This is a genomic window from Bradyrhizobium sp. B124, from assembly GCF_038967635.1.
In the GTDB taxonomy this organism is placed as follows: domain Bacteria; phylum Pseudomonadota; class Alphaproteobacteria; order Rhizobiales; family Xanthobacteraceae; genus Bradyrhizobium.
Map to the genome: position 1 here is coordinate 6700351 of NZ_CP152413.1, position 24984 is coordinate 6725334.

The 24984-nt window shown below is 65.4% G+C and carries 29 protein-coding genes; 18 read left to right on the plus strand and 11 right to left on the minus strand.

Annotated features, from left to right (window positions below):
• Positions 1–41: 41 nt before the first annotated feature.
• Entirely contained in the window at positions 42–344 is a 303-nt protein-coding gene (locus tag AAFG13_RS31930) for a hypothetical protein (protein WP_342709259.1), read from the minus strand.
• Between the two features lie 50 nt (positions 345–394).
• On the opposite strand from AAFG13_RS31930, the gene AAFG13_RS31935 reads away from it, so the two are divergent.
• The 9 genes from AAFG13_RS31935 to AAFG13_RS31975 all read left to right on the plus strand — a co-directional run bounded on the left by AAFG13_RS31935 (position 395) and on the right by AAFG13_RS31975 (position 7250).
• Positions 395–592 (plus strand): hypothetical protein, encoded by a 198-nt coding sequence (locus AAFG13_RS31935; RefSeq protein WP_212313921.1) that lies wholly within the window; start codon positions 395–397, stop codon positions 590–592.
• 3 nt (positions 593–595) lie between these two features.
• Complete coding sequence (locus AAFG13_RS31940; RefSeq protein WP_342709260.1) at positions 596–1354, plus strand: ABC transporter ATP-binding protein; 759 nt, start codon at positions 596–598, stop codon at positions 1352–1354.
• A 5-nt stretch (positions 1355–1359) separates the two neighbouring features.
• Positions 1360–2229 (plus strand): metal ABC transporter permease, encoded by an 870-nt coding sequence (locus AAFG13_RS31945; RefSeq protein ID WP_092123731.1) that lies wholly within the window; start codon positions 1360–1362, stop codon positions 2227–2229.
• A gap of 5 nt (positions 2230–2234) precedes the next feature.
• Positions 2235–3107 (plus strand): metal ABC transporter substrate-binding protein, encoded by an 873-nt coding sequence (locus tag AAFG13_RS31950; RefSeq protein WP_342709261.1) that lies wholly within the window; start codon positions 2235–2237, stop codon positions 3105–3107.
• A gap of 51 nt (positions 3108–3158) precedes the next feature.
• A complete protein-coding gene (locus tag AAFG13_RS31955) occupies positions 3159–4211 on the plus strand; it encodes a GTP-binding protein (RefSeq protein WP_342709262.1) in 1053 nt (350 codons plus the stop codon).
• Positions 4211–5230: a WD40 repeat domain-containing protein gene (locus AAFG13_RS31960; RefSeq protein ID WP_342709263.1), complete on the plus strand. Its 1020-nt coding sequence runs from the start codon at positions 4211–4213 to the stop codon at positions 5228–5230. The genes AAFG13_RS31955 and AAFG13_RS31960 overlap by 1 nt, the downstream gene beginning before the upstream one ends.
• Positions 5231–5274: 44 nt before the next feature.
• Positions 5275–5991, plus strand: coding sequence for an MgtC/SapB family protein (locus AAFG13_RS31965; protein WP_342709264.1), 717 nt, complete (start codon positions 5275–5277; stop codon positions 5989–5991).
• 80 nt (positions 5992–6071) lie between these two features.
• Positions 6072–6377, plus strand: coding sequence for a hypothetical protein (locus AAFG13_RS31970; RefSeq protein ID WP_342709265.1), 306 nt, complete (start codon positions 6072–6074; stop codon positions 6375–6377).
• 132 nt (positions 6378–6509) lie between these two features.
• Complete coding sequence (locus AAFG13_RS31975; protein ID WP_212313913.1) at positions 6510–7250, plus strand: acetoacetate decarboxylase; 741 nt, start codon at positions 6510–6512, stop codon at positions 7248–7250.
• 134 nt (positions 7251–7384) lie between these two features.
• Here the strand turns inward: AAFG13_RS31975 and AAFG13_RS31980 are convergent, their stop codons facing one another.
• The 5 genes from AAFG13_RS31980 to AAFG13_RS32000 all read right to left on the minus strand — a co-directional run bounded on the left by AAFG13_RS31980 (position 7385) and on the right by AAFG13_RS32000 (position 11405).
• Positions 7385–8827: a homospermidine synthase gene (locus AAFG13_RS31980; RefSeq protein ID WP_342709266.1), complete on the minus strand. Its 1443-nt coding sequence runs from the start codon at positions 8825–8827 to the stop codon at positions 7385–7387.
• Between the two features lie 40 nt (positions 8828–8867).
• Positions 8868–9257 carry a RidA family protein gene (locus AAFG13_RS31985; RefSeq protein WP_212313911.1) on the minus strand — a complete coding sequence of 130 codons (390 nt, stop codon included), beginning with the start codon at positions 9255–9257 and terminating at the stop codon, positions 8868–8870.
• 92 nt (positions 9258–9349) lie between these two features.
• On the minus strand, positions 9350–9517 hold the full coding sequence (locus tag AAFG13_RS31990; protein ID WP_212313910.1) for a hypothetical protein: 168 nt from the start codon (positions 9515–9517) through the stop codon (positions 9350–9352).
• A gap of 10 nt (positions 9518–9527) precedes the next feature.
• Entirely contained in the window at positions 9528–10133 is a 606-nt protein-coding gene (locus tag AAFG13_RS31995; RefSeq protein ID WP_342709267.1) for an N-acetyltransferase, read from the minus strand.
• A 129-nt stretch (positions 10134–10262) separates the two neighbouring features.
• Entirely contained in the window at positions 10263–11405 is a 1143-nt protein-coding gene (locus tag AAFG13_RS32000; protein WP_212313906.1) for a type III PLP-dependent enzyme, read from the minus strand.
• Between AAFG13_RS32000 and AAFG13_RS32005 the strand changes: the two genes are divergently transcribed.
• Positions 11404–11670 (plus strand): hypothetical protein, encoded by a 267-nt coding sequence (locus tag AAFG13_RS32005; protein WP_342709268.1) that lies wholly within the window; start codon positions 11404–11406, stop codon positions 11668–11670. The genes AAFG13_RS32000 and AAFG13_RS32005 overlap by 2 nt on opposite strands.
• A gap of 398 nt (positions 11671–12068) precedes the next feature.
• Here AAFG13_RS32005 and AAFG13_RS32010 read toward each other — a convergent pair whose 3' ends face one another.
• The gene (locus tag AAFG13_RS32010) at positions 12069–12323 is read right to left on the minus strand and encodes a hypothetical protein (RefSeq protein WP_092126687.1); all 255 of its coding nucleotides are present in this window, start codon (positions 12321–12323) and stop codon (positions 12069–12071) included.
• Positions 12324–12459: 136 nt separating this feature from the next.
• Between AAFG13_RS32010 and AAFG13_RS32015 the strand changes: the two genes are divergently transcribed.
• The 3 genes from AAFG13_RS32015 to AAFG13_RS32025 are packed head-to-tail and all read left to right on the plus strand — an operon-like array spanning position 12460 to position 16300.
• Positions 12460–14535 carry a M3 family metallopeptidase gene (locus AAFG13_RS32015; RefSeq protein ID WP_212313904.1) on the plus strand — a complete coding sequence of 692 codons (2076 nt, stop codon included), beginning with the start codon at positions 12460–12462 and terminating at the stop codon, positions 14533–14535.
• 11 nt (positions 14536–14546) lie between these two features.
• A complete protein-coding gene (locus AAFG13_RS32020; RefSeq protein ID WP_342713435.1) occupies positions 14547–15182 on the plus strand; it encodes a DUF1007 family protein in 636 nt (211 codons plus the stop codon).
• Positions 15179–16300 carry a nickel/cobalt transporter gene (locus AAFG13_RS32025; protein WP_342709269.1) on the plus strand — a complete coding sequence of 374 codons (1122 nt, stop codon included), beginning with the start codon at positions 15179–15181 and terminating at the stop codon, positions 16298–16300. Before AAFG13_RS32020 ends, AAFG13_RS32025 begins: the two co-directional genes overlap by 4 nt.
• Before the next feature lie 192 nt (positions 16301–16492).
• On the opposite strand, the gene AAFG13_RS32030 is transcribed toward AAFG13_RS32025, so the two are convergent.
• Positions 16493–16891, minus strand: coding sequence for an MAPEG family protein (locus AAFG13_RS32030; protein WP_342709270.1), 399 nt, complete (start codon positions 16889–16891; stop codon positions 16493–16495).
• A 116-nt stretch (positions 16892–17007) separates the two neighbouring features.
• Here AAFG13_RS32030 and hemH point away from each other — a divergent pair, with 116 nt between their 5' ends.
• The 3 genes from hemH (at position 17008) to AAFG13_RS32045 (ending at position 19964) form a co-directional block, all read left to right on the plus strand.
• Entirely contained in the window at positions 17008–18045 is a 1038-nt protein-coding gene (hemH, locus tag AAFG13_RS32035; RefSeq protein WP_342709271.1) for a ferrochelatase, read from the plus strand.
• Between the two features lie 239 nt (positions 18046–18284).
• Positions 18285–19286 (plus strand): SPFH domain-containing protein, encoded by a 1002-nt coding sequence (locus AAFG13_RS32040; RefSeq protein WP_092123761.1) that lies wholly within the window; start codon positions 18285–18287, stop codon positions 19284–19286.
• A gap of 231 nt (positions 19287–19517) precedes the next feature.
• Positions 19518–19964 (plus strand): NfeD family protein, encoded by a 447-nt coding sequence (locus AAFG13_RS32045; RefSeq protein WP_212313898.1) that lies wholly within the window; start codon positions 19518–19520, stop codon positions 19962–19964.
• A gap of 166 nt (positions 19965–20130) precedes the next feature.
• Here AAFG13_RS32045 and AAFG13_RS32050 read toward each other — a convergent pair whose 3' ends face one another.
• Positions 20131–20457, minus strand: coding sequence for a helix-turn-helix domain-containing protein (locus AAFG13_RS32050; RefSeq protein ID WP_212313897.1), 327 nt, complete (start codon positions 20455–20457; stop codon positions 20131–20133).
• Positions 20458–20546: 89 nt separating this feature from the next.
• On the opposite strand from AAFG13_RS32050, the gene AAFG13_RS32055 reads away from it, so the two are divergent.
• Positions 20547–21086, plus strand: coding sequence for a carboxymuconolactone decarboxylase family protein (locus tag AAFG13_RS32055; RefSeq protein ID WP_342709272.1), 540 nt, complete (start codon positions 20547–20549; stop codon positions 21084–21086).
• A 102-nt stretch (positions 21087–21188) separates the two neighbouring features.
• Here AAFG13_RS32055 and AAFG13_RS32060 read toward each other — a convergent pair whose 3' ends face one another.
• Complete coding sequence (locus AAFG13_RS32060; RefSeq protein WP_342709273.1) at positions 21189–22199, minus strand: KpsF/GutQ family sugar-phosphate isomerase; 1011 nt, start codon at positions 22197–22199, stop codon at positions 21189–21191.
• A gap of 147 nt (positions 22200–22346) precedes the next feature.
• Here AAFG13_RS32060 and AAFG13_RS32065 point away from each other — a divergent pair, with 147 nt between their 5' ends.
• Entirely contained in the window at positions 22347–24134 is a 1788-nt protein-coding gene (locus AAFG13_RS32065; RefSeq protein ID WP_342709275.1) for an outer membrane beta-barrel protein, read from the plus strand.
• 23 nt (positions 24135–24157) lie between these two features.
• Here the strand turns inward: AAFG13_RS32065 and AAFG13_RS32070 are convergent, their stop codons facing one another.
• On the minus strand, positions 24158–24856 hold the full coding sequence (locus AAFG13_RS32070) for a haloacid dehalogenase type II (RefSeq protein ID WP_342709276.1): 699 nt from the start codon (positions 24854–24856) through the stop codon (positions 24158–24160).
• Positions 24857–24984 lie beyond the last annotated feature (128 nt).

Sequence of the window (24984 nt, forward strand, 5' to 3'; positions counted from 1 at the left end):
ACGACGAACTTGAGACAGATCGCGCCGCGATGGCTCTTCGCCTAGCTCACATAGACGAGGCTATAAACATACGACTTCGTCCCCTTCCGGCTCACCCGGTCGCCTTCCGGTGGGTGATCGCCCTGATCGGCCGGCAACACGTTCCAGGGGCGGCCGGTGCAGGTTTGGCTCTGAGGGGCCCGGGCCAACCTGCTCCAGCCCGGCCGGTGCTCGATCCAGAAATCCCGATCCTGGTGCTGGTAGCCGACGGTTCCATCGGGGCGGGTGTTCCGGACAACGCTGTGGACGAGGACGTCATCCTGCCGGCGCAGCTCGAATCTCTCCCGGTTTTGCGGAGCGGCCATGAGTTCCTCGTTGGTAGACTCGCGTTATGTTATAATATAACAGTTTGGCCATGGCGCATACGCACTCCCACGACGACCACCACCATCACGGCCACAGCCATCCCCACGGGCACAGCCATGGCCCCTCGGCGCATCCGGCCCAGGCCGCGCCTTGGTCGATCCTGCGCATGCCCGTGCCGGCCCGGCTGGGCGCGGCGCTCGCGGTCTCGGCCTGCCTGTGGGCCGTCGTCTGGCTGGCGATGAGGTGAATGATGGGGTCTCCGCTTGTCACCTTCCGCGACGTCACGCTCGGCTATGACCGGCACCCGGCGGTGCATCATCTCAACGGCGCGGTCGAGGCGGGCGCGCTGCTCGCGGTGATCGGCCCGAACGGCGCCGGCAAGTCGACGCTGCTGCGCGGCATCGCCGGCGTGCTGAAGCCGCTGTCGGGCGTGATCGATCTCGACGGGCTCGACCACCGCGACATCGCCTATCTGCCGCAATCCGCCGACATCGACCGTACGTTTCCGATCTCGGTGTTCGATTTCGTCGGCACCGGGCTGTGGCGCGCGACCGGCTTCTTCGGCGGCATCGGCAACGCCGCGCGCGACAAGATTTTGGCGGCCCTCGCGGCCGTCGGCCTCAACGGCTTCGAGAACCGCCCGATCGGCACGCTGTCCGGCGGCCAGATGCAGCGCATGCTGTTCGCGCGTGTGCTGCTGCAGGACGCCCGCCTGATCGTGCTCGACGAACCGTTCAATGCCATCGATGCCAAGACCACCGCCGATCTCCTGACGCTGGTGAAACGCTGGAACGGCGAGGGGCGCACGGTGCTGGCGGCGCTGCACGACCTCGACATGGTGCGCAACAATTTCCCGGAAACGCTGCTGTTGGCGCGCGGCCCGGTGGAATGGGGCCCGACCGCGGAGACGCTGACCGCGGACAATCTGACGGTCGCGATGCGGATGTGCGAGGCGTTCGACGACAGTGCCGCGGCGTGCGCCGCCGATCCGCGCTCACGGGCCGCCTGACGCCGATGCTGACTGACGCGCTGATCACGCCCTTCACCGAATTCGAGTTCATGCGCCGCGCGCTCGCCGCGGTGATCGCGCTGTCGCTCGGCGGTGCGCCGATCGGCGTATTCCTGATGCTGCGGCGGATGAGCCTGGTCGGCGACGCCATGGCGCATGCGATCCTGCCGGGCGCTGCGATCGGTTTCCTGCTGTCCGGGCTCAATCTGTTCGCGATGACGACCGGCGGCCTGATTGCCGGCTTTGCGGTGGCGCTGCTCGCCGGCCTCGTCGCCCGCACCACGGAGCTGAAGGAAGACGCCTCACTTGCGACCTTCTATCTGGTCTCGCTCGCGCTCGGTGTCACCATCGTCTCCATCAAGGGCACCAATATCGACCTGCTGCACGTGCTGTTCGGCAATATCCTGGCGATGGACGACCAGACCCTGCTGGTGATCGCGTTCAACGCCACCATCACGCTGCTGGTGCTCGCGGTGATCTATCGTCCGCTGGTGATCGAATGCGTCGATCCGGTATTCCTGCGCACCGTGAGCCGGGCCGGCGCGCCGGCGCATCTCGCCTTCCTGGCGCTGGTCGTGGTCAACCTCGTCAACGGCTTCCACGCGCTCGGCACGCTGCTCGGCGTCGGGCTGATGATCCTGCCTGCCGGCATCGCGCGGTTCTGGTCGCGCGACATCACCACCATGATCTGCATCGCGGTCGCGAGCGCGATTGTTTCGGGCTATGCCGGGCTGGTGCTGTCGTACCAGACCCGGATTCCCTCCGGCCCCGCGATCATCCTGGTTGCGGCCGGGCTCTATATCGTGTCGCTGCTGTTCGGCAATGTCAGCGGCCTGGTGCGGCAGCTGTTCCCCGGCCGCCATCTCGAGGCGTGAGGACGATGCGGCGATTGTTCGGGTTGATCGGTCTGGCGCTGCTGCTGGCGAGCGGCGCGGCGCGCGCCGAAGAGCGCATCAACGTCGTTGCGAGCTTCTCGATCCTCGCCGACATGGTACGCAATGTCGGCGGCAACAGCGTCGACGTGGTGGCGCTGGTCGGACCCGACGGCGACGCGCATGTTTACGCGCCGACGCCGGCCGACGCCAAGAAGGTCGCCGACGCGAAGTTGCTGGCCATCAACGGCCTCGGCTTCGAGGGCTGGCTGCCGCGGCTGCTGCGGGCCTCCGGCAGCAAGGCGCCGGTCGCGGTGGCAACCAAGGGGATCATGCCACGGAAGATGGGCGGCCATGACGATCCGCATGCCTGGCAATCCGTCGCCAATGCGAAGATCTACGTCGTCAATATTCGCGACGGGCTGATTGCCGCGGCCCCCGACCAAGCCGGCGTCTTCAAGGCCAATGCCGACGCCTATCTGGCGAGGCTCGAGGCGCTCGACCGCGAGGTGCACGAGGCGGTGGCGAGAATACCGGACGCGCGGCGCAAGGTGATCTCGACCCACGACGCCTTCGGTTATTTCGCCGACGCCTACGGAATCACGTTTTTCTCGCCGCTCAGCGTCTCGACCGATTCCGAGCCCAGCGCACGCGATATCGCCGCCATCATCGCCCAGATCAAGGTCGCGAAAATTCCGGCAGTTTTTCTCGAAAACATCAGCGATCCGCGCCTGATCGAGCGGATCGCGGCCGAGACCGGGGCCAGGGTCGGCGGGACCCTGTATTCGGACAGTTTGACGGCCGAAAAGGGCCAAGCACCCACTTACATTGATATGGTCAGGCACAATATAAAGGCCCTGACCAGCGCGCTCGCCAACTAGGGGCAGGGGCCTCCCTGCCTGGATTGAGCGCGGCCCCAATTCGGAGTTGTTATGGCTGAAGCTTCGCAAAAAATTCCAGTGACCGTGCTGACGGGCTATCTCGGCGCCGGCAAGACCACGCTGCTGAACCGCATCCTGTCGGAAAACCACGGCAAGAAGTACGCCGTCATCGTCAACGAATTCGGCGAGATCGGCATCGACAACGACCTCATCATCGGCGCCGATGAGGAAGTGTTCGAGATGAACAATGGCTGCGTCTGCTGCACGGTGCGCGGCGACCTCGTCCGCATCATGGACGGGTTGATGAAGCGCAAGGGCAAGTTCGACGCCATCATCGTCGAGACCACCGGCCTTGCCGATCCGGCGCCGGTCGCGCAGACCTTCTTCGTCGACGAGGACGTGCAGAAGAACGCCCGGCTCGATGCGGTGGTGACCGTCGCTGATGCCAAGTGGCTGAGCGATCGCCTCAAGGACGCGCCGGAAGCCAAGAACCAGATCGCGTTCGCCGACGTCATCGTGCTGAACAAGACCGACCTGGTCTCGAAGGCGGAGCTCGCCGAAGTCGAGGCCCGCATCCGCGGCATCAATCCGTACGCAAAGCTGCATCGCACCGAGCGTTGCCAGGTCGGGATCGCCGACGTGCTGGAGCGCGGCGCATTCGACCTCGACCGCATCCTTGAGATCGAGCCCGATTTCCTCGAGGCCGGCGACGGTCACGACCATGATCATCACCACCACGACCACGGTCATGACCATAATCACCATCACCACGATCACGGCCATGGGCTGAAGCACTATCACGACGAGGAAATGCAATCGCTGTCGCTGCGCTCGGAGAAGCCGCTCGATCCGACCAAGTTCATGCCCTGGCTGCAGAACCTCGTCGCCACCGAAGGCCAGAAGATCCTGCGCTCGAAGGGCATCCTCGCCTTCACCGGCGATGACGACCGCTACGTGTTCCAGGGCGTCCACATGATGCTGGAGGGCGATCATCAGCGGAAGTGGAAGGACGGCGAGAAGCGTGAAAGCCGCGTCGTGTTCATCGGTCGCGAATTGCCGGAGCAGGCGATCCGCGACGGCTTCGAGCAGTGCATCACCACGTGATGAAAGAGTTCGATCCGGGCGAGGTCCCTTCTTCCATCGTTTCGATCACCGACCGCGTCAAGCCGCTTCCGCTCGGCGCGGCGGTCGGCTCAGTGCATTTTCTCGGCGACCGCGCGTTCTTCGTCGGCGCCGAGGAGAGCGTCGCGATCGCGACCGCCGACGGCGAGATCACGCGGACCGAGACTCATTTCGGCGCCATCCTGTGCGCGGCCTCCGACGGCAAGCGGCTCGTCACCGGCGGTGACGACGGCAAGCTGATCGCGATCGACGCCAAGGGCGAGACCTCTGTCATTGCGACCGACGCCAAGCGGCGCTGGATCGACAATGTCGCGCTGCACAGCGACGGCACCGTGGCGTGGTCGGCGGGCAAGACCGCGTTCGTGCGCAATCCCAAGGGCGAAGAGAAAACCTTCGAGGTGCCGTCGACCGTCGGCGGGCTGGCGTTCGCGCCGAAGGGCCTGCGACTTGCGATCGCGCACTACAACGGCGTGACCTTGTGGTTTCCCAACATGGCCGCCAATCCGGAATTCCTGGAATGGGCCGGCTCGCATCTCGCGGTCTCTTTCAGCCCGGACAACAAGTTTCTTGTCACGGCGATGCACGAGGCCGCGATGCATGGCTGGCGGCTCGCCGACAACCGGCACATGCGGATGAGCGGCTATCCCGGCCGCGTGCGCTCGATGTCATGGAGCGCCGGCGGCAAGGGGCTTGCGACCTCGGGCGCCGATACCGTGATCGTCTGGCCGTTCACGAGCAAGGACGGGCCGATGGGCAAGGAGCCGGCGATGCTGGCGCCGATGCCGGCGCGGGTCGCGGTGGTCGCCTGTCATCCGAAGAACGACATCATGGCGGTCGGCTATGCCGATGGCACCGTGCTGATGGTCCGGCTCGAGGACGGTGCCGAGATCCTGGTGCGTCGGAATGCCGGTACCGCGGTGTCCGCGCTGGGGTGGAATGCCAAGGGCACGCTGCTCGCCTACGGCACGGAAGATGGTGACGCGGGCATCCTGGAAATGTAAGAGATCGCTGCATCGTTCTCGGACGAGGAAGAATCGGCAGCGTCATGCGATTTCTCACCACATTCCAGCTCGCCGACTTCATCGACACGCTGGTCAGCCTGACGACAGCTTTCGTGCTCGGTACACTGATCGGGGCCGAACGGCAGTACCGGCAGCGCACCGCGGGGTTGCGCACCAATGTGCTGGTCGCGGTCGGTGCGGCCGCCTTCGTCGACCTCGCGATGCATCTGGCCGGCGCTGATGGCGCGGTGCGGGTGATCGCTTATGTGGTGTCGGGGATCGGCTTCCTCGGCGCCGGCGTCATCATGAAGCAGGGCATGGACGTGCGCGGGCTCAACACCGCGGCGACGCTGTGGGCCTCGGCCGCGGTCGGCTCCTGCGCCGGCGCGGACCTGGTGGCGCAGGCGGCGGCGTTGACCGTGTTCGTGATCGCCGGCAACACGCTGCTGCGTCCGCTGGTCAATGCCATCAACCGCATTCCGCTGAACGAGAAGGCCTCGGAGGCAACCTACTACTTCAAGCTCGTGGTGACCCCCGAGGCGCTGCCCGACATGCGCGACCGCCTGGTGGAGAAGCTCGAGGTCGCGAACTATCCGGTCGCCGATGTCAACGTGGTCGAGGCCGGCGACGACTTCCTCGAGATCGTGGCGGAGCTGGTCTCGACCGCGGTCGACCCCAACGAGCTGAATGCCGTTGTGGTCGACTTGCAGCATCAGCCCGGCGTGCGGCACGTAACCTGGGAAATCAGCACCACGGATTGAGGCGAGGTTCCCGCAGGCGCTGCTCGGGAACCATGCGGTGGCCGGATCGTTGACCTCGCTGACAATCGCGGGTGAACGACATGGCTGCGGATCGGACCAGGCTGCGGAACGACGTGCTGATCGCCGCCACACTGGTGGTGGCGGGCGTTGCGATCGCGGTGCTGTCGCTGCACGCGATCAACGCTGCCCCGCCGCAAGAGATGGCGCAGGCGACTCAGCCGCTACAGACGACGCCGCCCGCCGAGTCAAAACCCGGCGGCGAGCGGCCGACCACGCCGGCACCGGAGCCTGCGCGTCCCGACGCTGAGGCACAGAAGGCCGGCGCCAGGCCGGCGCTGCCGCCGGCGCCCGCCGAGAAGATCGCGCCGCCGATCGAGAAGAAATAGCAGAACCGCGAGCCTGCCGACGGGTCTGCATTGTGACGCGCATTTGACTGATGCTGCCGATTATACGGTCTCGCCTCCGCCCTCCGCGCCCGCCATAATCTGCCGGCACACCAACGACAGATGGGGCACTTCATGAAGATCGAGGACGTCCGGCGCACCGCCTATTCGATGCCGCTCACCAACCCGTCGTTTCCGCCGGGGCCATATCGGTTCTTCGACCGCGAATATTTCATCATCACCTACAAGACCGACCCCGAAGCGCTGGCGGCCGTGGTGCCGGAGCCGCTCGAGGTCGCCGAGCCTGTCGTGAAGTACGAATTCATCCGCATGCCGGACTCGACCGGCTTCGGCGACTACACCGAGACCGGGCAGGTGATCCCGGTCCGGTTCAAGGGCGAGCTCGGAGCCTATACCCACGCGATGTATCTCGACGACGAGGCCCCGATCGCCGGCGGCCGTGAGCTGTGGGGATTTCCGAAGAAGCTGGCGCGGCCCAAGATCGCGGTCGAGAGCGACGTGCTGGTCGGCTCGCTGCATTACGGCTCGGTGCTCTGCGCCTCCGCCACGATGGGCTACAAGTACCACAAGGTCGATCACGACACGGTCTTGAACGCGATGAAGGCGCCGAACTTCATCCTGAAGATCATTCCGCATGTCGACGGCACGCCGCGGATCTGCGAGCTGGTGCGCTTCCATCTCGACGACATCACCTTGAAGGAGGCCTGGACCGGCCCCGCCGCGCTCGGCCTGTTTCCGCACGCGCTGTGCGACGTCGCCCGCCTGCCGGTGCGCGAAGTGGTCTCGGCGCTGCACTACAAGGCGGATTTGACGCTGGGCCTCGGCTCGGTCGCGTTCGACTACATGGCGAAGTGAGCCGCTGTCATTCCCGGTGCGCAATTGCGCACCGGTGGGCTTGGCCCTTCGGGCCAGCCCGGAATGACGAGAGCCAGCCGATCTCGCCGGCTACTGTGCATGGGGTTGTTTTCGAGATTTGGCCGGAAGGCCTCTCAGCGCACCAGGACGTTCTTGAACTGCCAGGGATCGCTGGTGTCGATATCTTCCGGGAACAGTCCCGGACGATCCGTCAGCGGGGTCCAGTCGGTGTAGAAACCCTTCACCGGGCCGAGATACGGCAGCTGGATTTCCAGCAGGCGGTCGAAATCCATCTCGTCGGCTTCGACGATGCCCTCGTTCGGGTTCTCCAGCGCCCACACCATGCCGCCGAGCACGGCCGACGTCACCTGCAGGCCGGTCGCGTTCTGATAGGGCGCGAGCTTGCGGGTCTCCTCGATCGAGAGCTGCGAGCCGTACCAGTAGGCATTGTTGTCGTGGCCGAACAGCAGCACGCCGAGTTCGTCGATGCCGTCGACGATTTCGTTCTCGTCGAGGATGTGGTGCTTCTCCTGCATCTTCGCGGCGCGGCCGAACATTTCATGCAGCGACAGCACGGCATCGTCGGCCGGATGATAGGCATAGTGGCAGGTCGGCCGATAGATCGCCTTGCCCGATGCGTCATGCACCGTGAAGTAATCGGCGATCGAGATCGACTCGTTGTGGGTGACGAGGAAGCCATACTGTGCGCCGCGGGTCGGGCACCAGGTCCGCACGCGCGTGTTGGCGCCGGGCTGCATCAGATAGATTGCGGCGCCGCAGCCGGCTTCGTGGGTATGCGCATTCTCGGGCATCCATTTTTCATGGGTGCCCCATCCGAGTTCGGACGGCTGCACGCCTTCGGACAGGAAACCTTCCACCGACCAGGTGTTGACGAAGACATCCGGCTCCTTCGGCGACTTGGAGCGCTGGGTGTCGCGTTCGGCGATGTGGATACCCTTGATGCCGGCCTGCCGCATCAAGTCCGCCCATTCAGCCTTGGTCTTCGGCTTGGGGGCATTGAGCTTCAGATCAGCGGCGACGTTGAGCAGCGCCTGCTTGACGAAGAAGGAGACCATGCCGGGATTGGCGCCACAGCAGGAGACCGCCGTCGTCGAGCCCGCCGGGCGCGCCTTCTTGGCGGCCAGCGTCACTTCACGAAGCGCGTAGTTGGAGCGCGCTTCCGGGCCCTTCGAAGTATCGAAATAGAAGCCGAGCCAAGGCTCGTTGACGGTGTCGATATAGAGAGCACCGAGCTCGTTGCAGAGCTCCATGATGTCGGTCGAGCCGGTATCGACCGAGAGATTGACGCAGAAGCCCTGGCCGCCGCCTTCAGTGAGCAGCGGGGTCAGCAAGTCGCGATAATTGTCTTTGGTCACGGCCTGCTGGATGAATTTGACATTCTGCTTCTCGCAATGGGCCTTGCGGCCTTCATCCTTGGGATCGATCACGGTGATGCGCGACTTGTCGTAATCGAGATGCCGCTCGATCATCGGCAGCGTGCCTTTGCCGATCGAGCCGAAGCCGATCATGACAATGGGGCCGGTGATTTTCGCGTAGATCTGCGAGGAGGGGCTCATCATTTTCTCCAGGAGAGCGCCGAGCGGCGGGTAGAGTGGATCAGGGGTTGCGTCGCTTTGCGGTGACTTCGATCTCGACCTTCATCTCGGGCCTGTAGAGCCCCGCGACGATCAGCAGCGTCGCGGCGGGTCGGATCTCGCCGAGCACCTCGCCGCAGACCGCGAAATGGGTATCCGCGTCACTGACGTCAGTGAGGTAGTAGGTCGCGCGGACGATGTCGGCCATCGCGAAGCCACCCTCCTTGAGGGCAGCCTCGATGGTCTTGAAGCAGTTCCGTGACTGGCTCGTGACATCATCAGGCATGGTCATGGTGGTGTAGTCGTAGCCGGTGGTTCCGGCGACGAAGGCGAAATCGCCGTCGATCACGGCACGGCTGTAGCCCGCGGTCTTCTCGAACGGCGAGCCGGTGGAAATCAGGCGGCGGGACATGTCGGACCTCGGCTGAGAATGGCTTTGCGCGGGGTTTACGGGCATTTTTGGCGCCCGCGCAACCCCTTCTATTCTGGGCCTTGCGGCCGGCGCTAGTGGGACTGCTGCGTGGTGTCCGGCGGCGACGGCGGCGCGCCGGTCCAGCGCCGGATCAGGATGTCCCGGACGATCATGACCGAGATCAGGACCAGCATGACCGTGGTGACGAGGCCGCGCCAACGCGGGCGTGCGCCATCGATTGCGGGAAGGTTCTCTGCCATGGCGCCCGCCTTACGCCGCGTGCGGCACGGCGAGCGGTGCCTTCCGTTTGCGGGTTGCCTTGCTCTTGGGCAGCGGTGCGCCGGTCGGCGTGATCATGCCCCAGGCGCCGTCCAGCGCGCCCTCGACCAGCTCGAGGCCGAGCAGCCGCTCGCGCTCGAATGCGCCGGGCAAGGACAATTCGCCGGTCCTGGCAGCGGTGAAGCCATAGCGGGCGTAATAGGGCGCATCGCCAAGCAGGATGACGGCGCCGTGGCCACGGGCCTTCGCCACGGCCAGCGCGCGCTGCATCAGCGCGGCGCCGACGCCGAGGCCGCGGCAGTCGTCGTCGACAGCCAGCGGCCCCAGCATCAGCGCGCTGCGGCCCCCCGCGCTGACGTGCCACAGCCGCACGGTTCCAACCAGCCGGCCGTCCTGGCGCACGGCCGCAAGGCTCAGGCCTTGGGCGGGCGCGCGTCCGTCGCGCAGGCGCTGGCAGGTGCGGGCATGGCGGTTCTCGCCAAAGCAGGCATCCAGCAGCGCTTCGCGCGCGACGACGTCCGAAGCCCGCTCCGCACGGATCGCGAACGGAGCGGCATTTCGGATGAGGGCAACGGGGGTGTTCCGTTTCGCAGTCATGGCACGTCAGTCCCCGCTTGCAACGGCATGTCGCACGCCGCGCAAGCGTCGTTCAGAAAAATCAAAAATGATCGGGAAGGAGCCGGCGGGGCCGGCTCCCGGTTTATCAGGCCTCGAAAAGGAGGCGGCTTAGATGTGGTAGGTCTTCAGCGGCGGAATGCCGTTGAACGCCACCGACGAGTAGGTCGACGTATAGGCGCCGGTGCCTTCGATCAGCAGTTTGTCGCCGATCTCGAGCGTTACCGGGAGCGGATACGGCAGCTTCTCGTACAGCACGTCGGCGCTATCGCAGGTCGGGCCCGCGAGCACGCACGGCGTCATGTCCGCGCCGTCATGCGGGGTGCGGATTGCGTAGCGGATCGACTCGTCCATCGTCTCGGCGAGACCGCCGAACTTGCCGATGTCGAGATAGACCCAGCGCACCTCGTCCTCGTCGCTCTTCTTCGAGATCAGAACGACTTCGGTCTCGATGATGCCCGCATTGCCGACCATGCCGCGGCCCGGCTCGATGATCGTCTCCGGGATCTGGTTGCCGAAATGCTTGCGCAGCGCGCGGAAGATCGACCGGCCATACTGCAGGACCGGCGGAACGTCCTTGAGGTACTTGGTCGGGAAGCCACCGCCCATGTTGACCATGGTGAGGTTGATGCCGCGCTCGGCGCAGTCACGGAACACGGTCGAGGCCATCGCGAGCGCGCGGTCCCACGCCTTCACCTTGCGCTGCTGCGAGCCGACATGGAACGAGATGCCGCACGGCTCCAGCCCGAGGCGCTTGGCGTGGTCGAGCACGTCGACCGCCATCTCCGGATCGCAGCCGAACTTGCGCGACAGCGGCCACTCGGCGCCGGCGCAATCATAGAGGATGCGGCAGAACACCTTCGCGCCGGGAGCGGCGCGGGAGATCTTCTCGACCTCGGCGGCGCAGTCGACGGCGAACAGGCGAATGCCGAGCGCGAAGGCACGCGCGATGTCGCGCTCCTTCTTGATCGTGTTGCCATAGGAGATGCGGTCCGGCGTCGCACCGGCAGCCAGCGCCATCTCGATTTCCGCAACGGTCGCGGTGTCGAAGCAGGAGCCGAGCGAGGCGAGCAGCGACAGCACTTCGGGCGCCGGGTTGGCCTTGACAGCGTAGAACACGCGGCTGTCCGGCAGCACCTTCGCGAAGGTCTGGTAATTGTCGCGCACGACCTCGAGGTCGACGACGAGGCACGGCTCGGTGTCGAGACCTTCGCTGCGGCGGTGACGCAGGAATTCCTGGATACGTTCGGTCATGGCACTCTCCAACGGCCCCAGCGACGGGATCCGCTTCAACGTGACGTCGGATAAGAGTGCTCTGGCTGCATTGCGCGATGGAGGCGCAACGAAAGCCAAAAGACTCAAACCAGACTGTGCTGCCGTGGATTGGTTGGGAGAGTTTCCCGCCCGCACACCTGGCAATGAAGGACAAGCCTTTTCAGTAGCCCGCGCCGGCGTTGGACTGCCGGTAGAGACCAAAAAAGCCCGATCCGTCGTTGCTTTAAGTCGCGTCCCCCGTTGAGAGCGGGGTGCGCCGGTTCGCCTCCGGCTGCCAGTCACGGTTGCAAAGAGTGGTGAGACCTTCAACGGCATCCCTGGAGAGGGAGGCTGGCCGCTTCGTGTCCTGACGGACGTAAGCGACCCTCGGTTCTTCCACCCCTTGGCGGCTGTCCGGCCTCTTGTCCGGATACCTACCGACTGACACACGACCACAGGCACGTGCGAAATTGGGCAAGGCAGGAAATAAGTCTTTTGAATTCGCTTCGCAAGAATTTTTTTGCGATAGCGACAAATTTCCCTAACGCGTGCTTGCGATCTCGCGCGCAGCAGGCGTTGAAGATGAACGGCTGTTAAGAATGACTAACGAAGCGTGTGTGCGTTTAAGCCCTGTGCCGCAGCGCTTTCTCGAATCGCTTCAGCTCACGCGCGACGCGTGAACGGCTCGACGCGTTGAGCTGCGCGGATGAAGGCGATCATGATCAGGACGCCGATGCCGAACAGCACGGCCTGCAGGATGTGCGCGCCGAAATCACCGAGCCCGAGCGCGATCGCGAGCGCCCAGCCGCCGGCGAAGGCCGCGCCGAACACTTCCGCGCCGATCAGGATCGCCGCCGAAATCACGGTGATGACGCTCGGCCAGAGGATCCGGCTGGTGCCTGCGGTGGAGGGCTGCATGGTCATGGAATAGGTCCTGTTCAGGGGGCGCAATCTCTCCGAAAAGTGCCCATGTATCAAGCGCAAAAGGCCCAAAAATGCCGTATCGCGTGATATAGATTGGGCCGCATTTTCAAGGCGGAAAACGGGATATTCGATGTCAGAAACCAGCGCAGACGCTCACGCCAACCCCCTCTTGAAGGCATGGCAGACGCCGCTCGAGACGCCGCCCTTCGCCGAGATCAAGCCGGAGCATTTCCTCCCTGCCTTCGAGCAGGCCTTCGCCGACCATTCGGCCGAAGTGGCTGCGATTACCCATGATCCGGCGCTGCCGGACTTCGACAACACCATCACGGCGCTGGAGCGCTCCGGCAAGCTGCTGTCGAAGGTCTCGGCGGTGTTCTACGACTTGGTCTCGGCCCATTCGAGCCCTGCGATCCTGGAGATCGACAAGGAGGTGTCGCCCCGAATGGCGCGGCACTGGAATCCGATCATGATGAACGCTGTGCTGTTTGGCCGCATCGCCATGCTGCACGAGAAGCGCGCCTCGCTCGGCCTGACCGGCGAGCAGATGCGGCTCCTGGAGCGCACCTACACCCGCTTCCACCGCTCGGGCGCCGGGCTCGACGACGCCGCCAAGGCCCGCATGGCCGAGATCAACGAGCGCCTCGCCCAGCTCGGCACCTCGTTCAGCCATCATCTGCTCGGCGACGAGCAGGAGTGGTTCATGGAGCTCGGCGAGGGCGACCGCGCCGGCCTCTCCGACACATATGTGGCGGCCGCCAAGGCTGCGGCGGAAGAGCGCGGCAAGCCCGGCAAGGCGATCGTGACGCTGTCGCGCTCCTCGGTCGAACCGTTCCTGCAGAGCTCGTCGCGGCGCGACCTGCGCGAGAAGGTCTACAAGGCCTTCACCGCCCGCGGCGACAATGGCAACGCCAACGACAACAACGCGACCATCGTGGAGATCCTCAGCCTCCGTGAGGAGACGGCGAAGATCCTGGGCTTCCCGACCTACGCCGCCTACCGCCTCGAGGATTCCATGGCGAAGACGCCGGAGGCGGTGCGCGGCCTGCTGGAGCGGGTCTGGAAGCCGGCGCGGGCGCGGGCACTCGCCGACCGCGATGCGCTGCAGGCGCTGATCACTGAAGAGGGCGGCAATTTCACCCTGGCGGCCTGGGACTGGCGCTACTACGCCGAGAAGCTGCGCCAGGCCAAAGCCAATTTCGACGATTCCGCGATCAAGCCTTATCTGGTGCTCGACCACATGATCGAGGCCGCCTTCGACTGCGCCACCCGCCTGTTCGGCGTCACCTTCGCCGAGCGCAAGGACGTGCCGGTCTGGCACCCGGACGTCCGGGTGTGGGAGGTCAAGGGCCGCGACGGTCAGCACAAGGCGCTGTTCTATGGCGACTACTTCGCGCGGCCTTCGAAGCGCTCCGGCGCCTGGATGACCTCGCTGCGCGACCAGCAGAAGCTCGACGGCGACGTCGCGCCGCTGGTCATCAACGTCTGCAACTTCGCCAAGGGCGCCGACGGCGCGCCGTCGCTGCTGTCGCCGGACGACGCGCGGACCCTGTTCCACGAGTTCGGCCATGGCCTGCACGGCATGCTCTCGGACGTGACCTATCCGTCGCTGTCGGGGACGTCCGTTTTCACCGACTTCGTCGAGCTGCCCTCGCAGCTCTACGAGCACTGGCAGGAGCGGCCGGAGGTGCTGCAGCGCTTCGCCCGCCACTACCAGACCGGGGAGGCGCTGCCGGACGACCTGCTCAAGCGCTTCCTCGCCGCGCGCAAGTTCAACCAGGGCTTTGCCACCGTGGAGTTCGTCTCCTCGGCGCTGGTCGATCTCGAATTCCACACCCAGCCGGCGGCGGCGAGCCGCGACGTCCGCGCCTTCGAGCAGAAGGAGTTGGAGAAGATCGGCATGCCCGCCGAAATCTCGCTGCGGCACCGGCCGACCCAGTTCGGCCACATCTTCTCCGGCGATCACTATGCGTCCGGCTACTACAGCTACATGTGGTCGGAGGTGATGGACGCCGACGCGTTCGGCGCCTTCGAGGAGGCCGGCGACATCTTCGATCCGGCGACCGCCAAGCGGCTGCATGACGACATCTATTCGTCGGGCGGCTCGCGCGATCCGGAGGAGGCCTATGTCGCCTTCCGCGGCCGCGAGCCCGAGCCGGACGCGCTGCTGCGCCGTCGCGGCCTGCTCGAGACGCCTGAGGCGGCCTGAAGGTGCCGTCTCTGAACCGCCTGATCGCCGGGCTCGCGGTTGCGGTGTCCGTCGTGCTCGGCACGGCGGCCGCCGAGGCCCACCCGCATGTCTGGATCGTGGCCAAGAGCGAGCTGATCTACGCGCCTGACGGCACCATCACGGGGGTCCGCCACGCCTGGACCTTCGACGACATGTTCTCGACCTATGCGCTACAGGGCATCGAGACCAAGGTGAAGGGCGCCTACAGCCGCGAGGAACTGGCGCCGCTGGCGCAGACCAATGTCGAGTCGCTGAAGGAATACGCCTACTTCACCTTCGCCAAGGGTGACGGCAAGAAGCAGAAGTTCACCGAGCCGGTCGACTACTTCCTCGAATACAAGGATTCGGCGCTGACGCTGCACTTCACCCTGCCGGTGAAGACGCCGTTCAAGGCCAGGCAGCTGTCGCTCGAAGTGTTCGACCCGACCTACTTCATCGACTTCCAGTTCGCTGAGAAGGAGCCGATCAAGCTGGTCGGCGCCGCTGTAGACTGCAAGATGCAGTTCGAACGGCCGAACGATGGCACCGCCGCCGCGCAGAAGCTCGGCGAGCAGAACTTTCTCGACGGGAGTGCCGGCAATTTCGCGATGATGTTCGCCAACAAAATCTCGGTGGATTGCCCATGACGCCAATCGCCTCCCGCGTGATGCGTGGCTTGGCCGTGTCCGCTGCCGTGCTGGCGACGTTCGCGGTGCTGGATGGCGCGGTTCATGCGCTGCTGGCGCAAAATCCGTTCGGCGCGCCGCGCGCGGCGGAGCCGCAGGGCGGGATCGTGGGCTGGCTCTTGGCAAAACAGTCGGAGTTCTACCGCGAGATCTCGGCGACGATCCGCGCCGCGAAATCCGATGGCTCGGCGGTCTGGACGCTGCTTGCGATCTCCTTTGCCTACGGGATCTTCCATGCCGCCGGCCCCGGCCACGGCAAGGCGGTGATCTCGTCCTACATGGTCGCCAATCGCGAGACCGCGCGGCGCGGCATCGTGCTGTCGTTCGCCTCGGCGCTGATGCAGTCGCTGGTCGCGGTCGCCATCGTCGGAATTTGCGCCTGGCTGCTCAACGCGACGGCGAAGACCATGTGCGGGGCGGAGAAGGCGATCGAGATCGCGAGCTACGCGCTGATCGCGGCGTTCGGCGCCCGGCTCGTCTGGGTCAAGGGCGGCGGCTTCCTCCGCGCGCTCAAGCTGCCGCGCCCGGCGCTGGCGCTGGCCGGCGCGCATCGGCACGATCACGACCACCATGAACACGATCACCACGACCATGGCCATGAGCATCATCATCGTCACGCGCATGACGATCATGGCCATCATCATGATCACGGCCACGATCACGGGCATGACGCGCAGCACGTCCATGACGAGCATTGCGGCCATTCGCACGGACCGACGCCGGCCGAACTCGCCGGTCCCGGCGGCTGGCGGCGCGGCTTAGGTGCGATCCTCACGGTCGGGATCCGGCCGTGCTCGGGCGCGATCCTGGTGCTGGTGTTCGCGCTGGCGCAGGGCCTGTTCTGGGCCGGCATTGCCGCGACCTTCGTGATGGGGCTCGGCACCGCCATCACGGTGGCGGCGATCGCGCTGGTCGCGGTGTCGGCGCGCGGCGTGGCCGAGCGGCTGAGCGCGGCGCGCGACGGCGGCGGCATGGTGATCATGCGCGGCCTGGAATTTGCTGCCGCTGCGCTCGTGCTGCTGCTCGGGCTCGGGCTGCTGTTCGGCTATGTCGCGGCCGAGCGGGCGACGTGTTTGTGAGGTGACTTGTCTTACCCTCCCCTGGAGGGGGAGGGTCGCTACGCATGAAGCGCAGCGAAATGCGTAGCGGGGTGGGGTGACGGTCTTCCCGCGCCCGACAGCGTCCGAGTGGAGAGATCACCCCACCCCGGTTCGCCCCTCGCTTGGCTCGATGCGAACCGACCCTCCCCCTCCAGGGGAGGGTGAGCGAGCTCAACTCGTCAGGTACCCCTTGATCGCCGGCAGGAGGAAGATCGCGATGTTGATCGCAAAGCCGATGCTCCAGAGGATCGAGCGCAGCGTCGGGCGGTTGCCGATATAGGTGAAGACGTAGGCGATCCGTACGATCAGGAACAGCACCGCGAGCTCGTCGATCAGCCGCAGCGGCCCGACGCGGAATTCGGCGAGCAGCACGGCGAAGGCGAAGAACGGGAAGGCCTCGATGCCGTTCTGGTGGGCGCCGAGCGCGCGCGAGCGGATCGGGTCGTCGTAGAAATCCGGATCGCGCGGTTTCGAATTGTCGAAGCCGCGGATGCCGGCCCATTTCACCGATACGATCGTCAGCAGCGAGAGCAGCAGCGTCCCGAAGACGCACCATTCGGCGATCGTCATGGTTCCTCCCCATTCACGGGACGGGAACGTAACCAACCGGCAGTCGGCTTGACAAGGTCGGAGCAACGCGCGAAGCCCAAAGCCCCCAAGCGAAGGACTTGAGACGCAACGCCATCATGAGCACGGTCATCCCCTTCGAGAGCGCGAAGCCTGCCGCGGTGCCGAAGCCGGAGCGCGTCGGCGTGCTCCTGGTCAATCTCGGCACGCCGGATACGGCCGATGCCGCGGGCGTGCGGGTCTATCTGAGGGAATTCCTGTCCGATCCGCGGGTGATCGAGAACCAGGGCCTGCTCTGGAAGCTGATCCTCAACGGCATCATCCTGCGCGTCCGCCCGGCCCGCAAGGCGCGCGACTATCTGAAGATCTGGAACACCGCGAAGAACGAGTCGCCGCTGAAGACCATCACGCGCTCGCAGGCCGAAAAGCTCGCGGAGGCGATCGCCGATCACGATCACGTCGTGGTCGACTGGGCGATGCGCTATGGCAATCCGTCGATCAAGGAGCGCATCGAGGCGCTGGCGGCGCAAGGCTGCAACCGGCTGCTGCTGGTGCCGCTCTATCCGCAATATTCCGCGGCGACGTCGGCAACCGTCTGCGACGAGGCGTTTCGCGTGCTGGCCGGCATGCGCGCGCAGCCGATCCTGCGGGTGACGCCGCCCTACTACGACGACCCTGACTACATCGAGGCGCTCGCGGTCTCGATCAACGACCATCTCGCGACGCTGCCGTTCCAGCCCGAGATCATCCTCGCGTCGTTCCACGGCATGCCGAAGGCATATGTCGACAAGGGCGATCCCTATCAGGCGCAGTGCATCGCCACGACCAACGCGCTGCGCAAGCGGCTCGGGCTCGATGCCAACAGGCTGATCCTCACCTTCCAGTCGCGCTTCGGCAATGCCGAGTGGCTGCAGCCCTATACCGACAAGACGGTCGAGAAGCTGGCCAGGGACGGCGTGCGGCGAATTGCCGTGGTGACGCCCGGCTTCTCCGCCGATTGCCTGGAGACGCTGGAGGAGATCGCGCAGGAGAACGCCGAGATCTTCCGGCACAATGGCGGCGAGCAGTTCGCGGCCATCCCCTGCCTCAACGACAGCGAAGGCGGCATGGACGTGATCCGCCAGCTCGTGCTTCGCGAGCTTCAGGGCTGGATCTAGCAAGGCTTGATCCGAGCACGCTGGATCTGATTGTTAACGATCTGTGACAGCGGACACAGTGGTTCGTTCAGCCTTGCTGCATCTGGCGTTCAGCTTGCGTGCATCTGGCAGTCCGACAGCCGCTTCCTATGTGCTAGAGAGAACAACAGCCGGCTGAACCGGCGGAGCGGTCCTGCCGACCAATGCACGACCGCGCCTGGCGACGGTCTCGCGGGCCTCGCGGTGCCTTGGAGGACTTTATGACTGGCTTCGACATTTTCGCGATCGCGCTTGTTCTTCTCGTCATCGTCACGTTGTTCGCCGGGATCAAGACCGTCCCGCAGGGCTATGACTGGACCATCGAGCGGTTCGGCAAATACACCCGCACGCTGTCGCCCGGCCTCAATCTGATCGTGCCGTATTTCGATCGCATCGGGCGCAAGATGAACATGATGGAGCAGGTGATCAACATCCCCGAGCAGGAGGTGATCACCAAGGACAACGCCACCGTGACGGTGGACGGCGTCGCGTTCTTCCAGGTGTTCGATGCAGCGAAGGCGAGCTACGAGGTCGCCAATCTCAACCAGGCGATCATCGTGCTGACCATGACCAATATCCGCTCGGTGATGGGCTCGATGGATCTCGACCAGGTGCTTTCGCATCGCGACGAGATCAACGAGCGGCTGCTGCGTGTGGTCGACGCCGCGGTGTCGCCCTGGGGCCTCAAGGTCAATCGAATCGAGATCAAGGACATCGTGCCGCCGGCCGACCTCGTCGAGGCGATGGGCCGGCAGATGAAGGCCGAGCGCGTCAAGCGCGCCGACATTTTGCAGGCCGAAGGCCAGCGGCAATCCGAGATCCTGCGCGCCGAGGGCGCCAAGCAGGGCCAGATCCTGCAGGCCGAAGGCCGCAAGGAGGCTGCATTCCGCGACGCCGAGGCGCGCGAGCGCTCCGCCGAAGCCGAGGCGAGAGCCACCCAGATGGTCAGCGATGCCATCGCCAAGGGCGACGTCGCCGCGCTGAACTATTTCATCGCCGATAAATACATCAAGGCGTTCGGGCAATTGGCCGATTCGCCGAACCAGAAAGTGCTGATGCTGCCGATCGAGGCGACCAGCATCCTGGGCTCGCTCGCCGGCATCGGCGAGATCGCCAAGGCCACCTTCGGCGAGAGTGCCGCATCCGCCGCGGCCGCCGCACGGCGCGGCTCGGTGCCGTCGGCCGGTCCGACGCCGCCCCCGCCGGTGCCGCCGCAGCGGTAAGGGCGTGACAATGATTGCTTCGGCGCATTCCGTTCACCTCTCCCCTTGTGGGAGAGGCAAAGGCCGCCTTTGGCGGCCGTACTTGAGAACGCCGAAGCGAAACTTCGGCTACGTTGCATCGCTAGATGCAATCCGGGTGAGGGGTCTCTCTCCGCGGAGAGATTGTCACCCCTCACCCCAACCCCTCTCCCACAAGGGGAGAGGGGCTTCAGACCGTTGAGAGGTCACGTCATGGCCGAGATGTTTTCGTCATTGGGTACCTGGAACTGGCTGATCTTCGGCTTCATCCTTATGGCGCTGGAGCTCGCGGCGCCCGGCGTCTTCCTGTTCTGGCTCGGGCTCGCGGCGCTGCTGGTCGGGCTGCTGTCGTTCGTCTTCACGCCGTCCTGGCAGACGCAGCTCCTGATGTTCGCGGTGTTCGCCGCGCTGGCAGTGCCGGCGTGGCGGCATTTTGCCAAAGGCGCGACCGAGGCGAGCAAGACCAATCCGTTCCTCAACCGCCGCAACGAAGCCCTGGTCGGCCGCGAATTCACCCTGGAGAAGCCGATCATCGATGGCGCTGGCACTGTGCGGATCGACGACACGGTCTGGCGCGTCGCCGGCCCCGATGCGCCGGCCGGCAGCCGGGTGAAGGTGGTCCGCGCCGACGGCGCGAGCCTGACGGTGGCGGCGGTCTAGCTTTGTCGGGTGACGCTCTTGTTTGTCACCTCTCCCCGCTTGCGGGGAGAGGTCGACGCGCTCTTGCGCGGCGGGTGAGGGGGTACAGGTCTCAACTATCGGCTCGCTCGCGGAGGGAGCCCCTCACCCCAACCCTCTCCCCGTAACAACGGGGAGAGGGAGAGAATTAGCGCTTGCTCCAGCGCTCGGCGAAGCGACTGAGCGGCGTGAAGGTTTGGAACAGCTCCCGGCCGAGCGCAGTGAGGCCGTAACCATCATCCGTCAGCTCGACGAAGCCGGCCTCGCGCAGCTCGGTCAACCGCGTCTGCAGGATCGTCGGTGACGCCTCGTCGCAGGCGGTGCGCAGCGCGCGCGAGGTCAGTGCGCCTTCCCGCAGCTCCCAGACGATGCGCAAGGTCCAGCGCCGCCCCAACAGATCGAGCAGCGCCATGATCGGGCGGCCGGTCCGCGAGCCGCGGACGCCGGATTTCGTGGCTGGAACCTGCTTCGCCATGTCGCGAACCTCTCCTGAATCTCGCTTGCGTTGTTCGCTACAGATATTGTAGCGTGATGCTACAGTAAATGTAGCAATGAGATCGGCCCATGTCACGCATCGCACCGCTCGATCCGCCCTATGCGGCGGATGTTCAACAGCATTTCGATCGCATCATGCGCGGCAAGCCGCCGCTGGTGCTGTTCCGCATGATGGCGGGGCACCCGCGCGCCTGGGAGAAGTTTCGCGGCGGCAGCCTGCTCGACCGCGGGCCGCTGCCGTTGCGGGAGCGCGAGATCGTGATCGACCGCACCTGCGCGCTCAATGCCTGCGAATATGAATGGGGCGTGCATGTCACCGCGTTCGGCGCCGCCGCCGGGCTGTCGGAGCAGCAGGTCCACGCCACCGTGCACGGTGCGGCCGATGCCGGCTGCTGGTCCCCGGCCGAACAGGCGTTGATCGCCGCGGTCGACGCGCTGCATGCGCGGGCAACGTTGAGCGACGCGGAATTCGCCGCGCTGTCGGCGCATTATGATGACGATCAGGTGCTGGAGATCATCCTGCTGTGCGGCTTCTACCGCACGGTCTCCTACCTCGCCAACGCGCTGGCGCTGCCGCTGGAGGCGACCGCGGCGCGGTTTCCAAAGTGAGATGCGTAGGGTGGGTTAGCGAAGCGTAACCCATCATTTGCGCGGCGGTGGGAGAAGAGGTGGGTTACGCCTTCGGCTAACCCACCCTACGGACCGTGACTCTTACGCCACGCCGGCGCGCAGCAGATCGTGCAGATGGATGATGCCGACCGGCTTCTTTGCATCGGTCACGATCAGCGTCGTGATCTTCGAGGCGTTGAGCAGCTCCAGCGCCTCGCCGGCCAGCGTGTCGCGGCTGATCGTCTTCGGGGTCTTGGTCATGACCTCGTCGACCGATAGCGTCAAAAGCTCGGGGCGCGTCAGCTGCCGGCGCAGATCGCCGTCGGTGACGATGCCGGCGAGATGGCCGTGGCGGTCGACGATGCCGACGCAGCCAAAGCCCTTCGAGGTCATCTCGACCAGCGCGTCCGACATCCTGGTGCCGAGCGGCTTCAGCGGCAGCGCGTCGCCGCTATGCATCAGGTCGCGGGCATATTTCAGCAGCGCGCCGAGCTTGCCGCCCGGATGCAGCACGCTGAAATCGGTCGAGGTGAAGCCGCGGCCTTCGAGCAGCGCGATCGCCAGCGCATCGCCGAGCGCCAGCATCATCAGCGAGGACGTGGTCGGCGCGAGATTGTGCGGGCAGGCCTCGCGGGCTTTGGGCATGGTGAGCTGCACGTCGGCCGCCTTGCTCAGCGTCGAATCCTTGTCGGCGGTCATCGCAATCAGCGGAATGCCGAAGCGCGCGGCATAGGCGATCAGATTGCGCATCTCCGGCTGCTCGCCGGACCATGACAGCGCCAGGATCGCGTCGTCAGCGGTGATCATGCCGAGATCGCCGTGGCTGGCTTCGGCGGTGTGCACGAAGAACGCCGGCGTGCCGGTGGAGGCGAAGGTCGCGGCGATCTTGCGGCCGATATGGCCCGACTTGCCGAGCCCGGTCACGATCAGCCGCCCCTTGGCCTTGCGGATCAGCTCGGCAGCCGCCGTGAACGCCGTGCCGAGGTCGGACTTGAGTGCCGCAGAGAGCGCAGCGACGCCGCTTGCTTCGGCATCGAGGGTGCGGAGCGCCGACTGAATGGCGCCGTCATCGGGGCCGGATGATTTGGTCATCAGCGGTTTCGGTTTGGCCATTTCGTATTCCAGGGGAGGGGTTTTGCACCCGGGCGTCTCCCTTAGCACGTTCGATTCCGCGATGCGACGCGCGGCGCCGGATCCTCAACGGCTCATTAACCATAATTGTTTTAACTCCATTAACGACGTTTTTCGCCGCCAGGCGGGATGCGTACGTCAAGTGCATGGATTCGTTGGAGTATTTCCATCGTGTGGCGGCGGCCAGCAAGCGGCCCAAATCGGCGTGGACACTTCGTTCGCGTGGTTTTGCCATGCCTTTTGCTGACTTCTGCGCTGACTGCGACCACCGGGCTTGCCAACGCCCAGACCGTGACGCCGGATCTGTTCAGCCCGAACCGGCAGAGCCAGGTGATCACCCAGGATTCGCCGCTGCGCAGGACCACGGCCGATGCCACGGATCCGCTCAACGGCTTGCGGCTGCCCGACGCCGATCCCGGCCGGCGTGCTTCGTCGTCGACATCAACCTCGGACCGTGTCGGACAGGTCCCGACCTACGGTCTTCCTGCCGCCAATGGCGCCGCGACATCGGGCTATGACTCGCTCAATCGGAAGCGCCTGAAGCCGAAATATTATCCGGGCCAGGCCAAGCCGAAGCCGCCGCCTGGACCCGGCTCGCCGGTGCCGACGCCTCAGCCGTTGACCGCGGCCGGGCAGTTGCGGCTGTCGATCCCGCCGTCGGAGACCGCCAGCAAGCCGCCGCTGCCGCCGGCGATGGCCGGCACCATCGTCGGCCAGCCGGCGCGCAGGCGGCTCAAGCTCGACGACGATCCGTTCGGCGCGGTCGGCGACTACGCCGGCTCGTTCATGGTCAAGACCGCGGTCGAGGTGATGGCCGGCTACGACACCAATCCGGGCCGTTTGAATTCGCCGCAGGGCAAGGCGTTCTACATGGTCGCGCCGGAATTCGTCGCGATGTCGGACTGGGAGCGCCACGCCGTCGTCGCCGATTTGCGCGGCTCGTTCACCGGCTACGGCTCCCAGCTCACGCCGATTGACGGCACGCCGCTGTCGGCGCCGCTCGACGTCGACCGTCCGAGCTTCACCGGCCATATCGACGGCCGTCTCGATGTGTCGAGGGACACGCACCTGACGGCGCAGGCCCGCATGCTGGTCTCGACCGACAATCCCGGCAGCCCGAACGTGCAGGCCGGCCTCGCCAAATATCCGCTCTACTCTACGGTCGGCGGCACCTTCGGCATCGACCAGCATTTCAACCGCATGCAGGTCTCGCTCGGCGCCACCGTCGACCGCACCGATTACCAATGGTCGAAGCTGACCGACGGCACCTCGTCGTCGAACGACGACCGCAACTTCTCCCAATATGGCGGCATCGGCCGCGTCAGCTATGAGCTCAATCCGGCGGTGAAGCCCTTCATCGAGGTGCAGGGCGACAGCCGCGTCCACGATCTCTTCCTCGACCGCGCCGGTTACGCGCGCGATTCATCGGGCGGCTATGCCAAGGCCGGCACTTCGTTCGAGTTCACGCGGCTGTTGTTCGGCGAAGTCTCGATCGGCTACGCGATGCGCGACTACGCCGACACGCGGCTCAACCGGCTCGAAGGGCTGCTGACCACGGCGTCGCTGACCTGGACCGCGACGCCGCTGACCACGGCGAAATTCTATTCCGACACCCAGCTCGGCGAGACCACGCTGCCCGGCACCTCCGGCGTGCTGTCGCGCACCTACACCGTCGAGGTCGATCACGACTTCCGCCGCTGGCTGACCGCGATCGGCAAGTTCACCTACGGCACGCTCGAGTACAAGGGCGACAACCGCAACGACACCATCTACTCGGTGTCCGCCGACCTGATCTACAAGATGACCCGCAGCCTCTGGATAAAGGGCACGGTACGCCGCGACTGGCTGGATTCGAACCTCGCGGGACAGAACTCGGCATCGACGGTGGTGATGCTGGGCGTGCGGGTGCAGAACTAGCTGATTTCGCTTCCGGTGCAGTGTCACATCCAGCCGGCAGCGCGCAGCAGCTCGGGCACGTTATCGAGCGCGCTGGCCGTTGCGTTCGGCACATAGTCCGGCAGGGGCTGGCGCCCCGTGCCACGATCGATCCAGATGGTCCGAAAGCCGAGTTCGCGAGCTGCCGCGAGGTCGAGATGCGGGCTGGCGCAGATATGCAGGAGCCTGTCCTTGCCGACACCGATGGCGTTCCAGGCGTGTTGGAAGATCCGCGCGGACGGCTTGTAGGCTTCGGCCTGCTCGGCGGTGATGACGCGATCGATATGGCCGCCGAGTTGCGCGACGTTGCCGGCGATGATCGCATCATCGGTGTTGGAGATGATCGCAAGCTTCAAGCCCGCTGCCTTGAGGCGGCCCAGCGTCTCGACCACCTCTGGGAAAGGAGGCATCGCGCTGATCGACGATGTCAAAATCTCCGCGTGACTCGCTTCGAAGGGCAGCGCCAGCTCCGCCATCGTCAGGCGCAACGCTTCGGCACTGACGTCCTTGAAAGACATATGCGGGCGCTGCTGCTCCAGCCGATGCTCATGGCGGTCGTGGATCGCGATCAGCTCATTCGGATCGACCGATCCTCCGCTGCGGGAAAGGATGCTGCGAACCGCAGCAGCCAGGCCTTCGTCCCATTGGATCAGCGTCCCGTAGCAATCGAAGCTCAGCCATTCCGGCCGCGGTCCTGCCAGCATCGTCCCAATTCCTCGCCATGCGTGGCGATCCTGACAGGTGGGACGGGCATGGTGAAATTAATTCAACCAATGATCTAGATTAGGAATGCAAATGGCATATCCAGCAGACGTCTCTGGAATACTGGATC

What these genes read in the sequence shown, in the direction of transcription:
- AAFG13_RS31930 (WP_342709259.1), bottom strand. Translation starts at nt 344, where the DNA reads ATGGCCGCTCCGCAAAACCGGGAGAGATTCGAGCTGCGCCGGCAGGAT.
- AAFG13_RS31935 (WP_212313921.1), top strand. Translation starts at nt 395, where the DNA reads ATGGCGCATACGCACTCCCACGACGACCACCACCATCACGGCCACAGC.
- AAFG13_RS31940 (WP_342709260.1), top strand. Translation starts at nt 596, where the DNA reads ATGGGGTCTCCGCTTGTCACCTTCCGCGACGTCACGCTCGGCTATGAC.
- AAFG13_RS31945 (WP_092123731.1), top strand. Translation starts at nt 1,360, where the DNA reads ATGCTGACTGACGCGCTGATCACGCCCTTCACCGAATTCGAGTTCATG.
- AAFG13_RS31950 (WP_342709261.1), top strand. Translation starts at nt 2,235, where the DNA reads ATGCGGCGATTGTTCGGGTTGATCGGTCTGGCGCTGCTGCTGGCGAGC.
- AAFG13_RS31955 (WP_342709262.1), top strand. Translation starts at nt 3,159, where the DNA reads ATGGCTGAAGCTTCGCAAAAAATTCCAGTGACCGTGCTGACGGGCTAT.
- AAFG13_RS31960 (WP_342709263.1), top strand. Translation starts at nt 4,211, where the DNA reads ATGAAAGAGTTCGATCCGGGCGAGGTCCCTTCTTCCATCGTTTCGATC.
- AAFG13_RS31965 (WP_342709264.1), top strand. Translation starts at nt 5,275, where the DNA reads ATGCGATTTCTCACCACATTCCAGCTCGCCGACTTCATCGACACGCTG.
- AAFG13_RS31970 (WP_342709265.1), top strand. Translation starts at nt 6,072, where the DNA reads ATGGCTGCGGATCGGACCAGGCTGCGGAACGACGTGCTGATCGCCGCC.
- AAFG13_RS31975 (WP_212313913.1), top strand. Translation starts at nt 6,510, where the DNA reads ATGAAGATCGAGGACGTCCGGCGCACCGCCTATTCGATGCCGCTCACC.
- AAFG13_RS31980 (WP_342709266.1), bottom strand. Translation starts at nt 8,827, where the DNA reads ATGAGCCCCTCCTCGCAGATCTACGCGAAAATCACCGGCCCCATTGTC.
- AAFG13_RS31985 (WP_212313911.1), bottom strand. Translation starts at nt 9,257, where the DNA reads ATGTCCCGCCGCCTGATTTCCACCGGCTCGCCGTTCGAGAAGACCGCG.
- AAFG13_RS31990 (WP_212313910.1), bottom strand. Translation starts at nt 9,517, where the DNA reads ATGGCAGAGAACCTTCCCGCAATCGATGGCGCACGCCCGCGTTGGCGC.
- AAFG13_RS31995 (WP_342709267.1), bottom strand. Translation starts at nt 10,133, where the DNA reads ATGACTGCGAAACGGAACACCCCCGTTGCCCTCATCCGAAATGCCGCT.
- AAFG13_RS32005 (WP_342709268.1), top strand. Translation starts at nt 11,404, where the DNA reads ATGGCACTCTCCAACGGCCCCAGCGACGGGATCCGCTTCAACGTGACG.
- AAFG13_RS32000 (WP_212313906.1), bottom strand. Translation starts at nt 11,405, where the DNA reads ATGACCGAACGTATCCAGGAATTCCTGCGTCACCGCCGCAGCGAAGGT.
- AAFG13_RS32010 (WP_092126687.1), bottom strand. Translation starts at nt 12,323, where the DNA reads ATGCAGCCCTCCACCGCAGGCACCAGCCGGATCCTCTGGCCGAGCGTC.
- AAFG13_RS32015 (WP_212313904.1), top strand. Translation starts at nt 12,460, where the DNA reads ATGTCAGAAACCAGCGCAGACGCTCACGCCAACCCCCTCTTGAAGGCA.
- AAFG13_RS32025 (WP_342709269.1), top strand. Translation starts at nt 15,179, where the DNA reads ATGACGCCAATCGCCTCCCGCGTGATGCGTGGCTTGGCCGTGTCCGCT.
- AAFG13_RS32030 (WP_342709270.1), bottom strand. Translation starts at nt 16,891, where the DNA reads ATGACGATCGCCGAATGGTGCGTCTTCGGGACGCTGCTGCTCTCGCTG.
- hemH (WP_342709271.1), top strand. Translation starts at nt 17,008, where the DNA reads ATGAGCACGGTCATCCCCTTCGAGAGCGCGAAGCCTGCCGCGGTGCCG.
- AAFG13_RS32040 (WP_092123761.1), top strand. Translation starts at nt 18,285, where the DNA reads ATGACTGGCTTCGACATTTTCGCGATCGCGCTTGTTCTTCTCGTCATC.
- AAFG13_RS32045 (WP_212313898.1), top strand. Translation starts at nt 19,518, where the DNA reads ATGGCCGAGATGTTTTCGTCATTGGGTACCTGGAACTGGCTGATCTTC.
- AAFG13_RS32050 (WP_212313897.1), bottom strand. Translation starts at nt 20,457, where the DNA reads ATGGCGAAGCAGGTTCCAGCCACGAAATCCGGCGTCCGCGGCTCGCGG.
- AAFG13_RS32055 (WP_342709272.1), top strand. Translation starts at nt 20,547, where the DNA reads ATGTCACGCATCGCACCGCTCGATCCGCCCTATGCGGCGGATGTTCAA.
- AAFG13_RS32060 (WP_342709273.1), bottom strand. Translation starts at nt 22,199, where the DNA reads ATGGCCAAACCGAAACCGCTGATGACCAAATCATCCGGCCCCGATGAC.
- AAFG13_RS32065 (WP_342709275.1), top strand. Translation starts at nt 22,347, where the DNA reads ATGCGTACGTCAAGTGCATGGATTCGTTGGAGTATTTCCATCGTGTGG.
- AAFG13_RS32070 (WP_342709276.1), bottom strand. Translation starts at nt 24,856, where the DNA reads ATGCTGGCAGGACCGCGGCCGGAATGGCTGAGCTTCGATTGCTACGGG.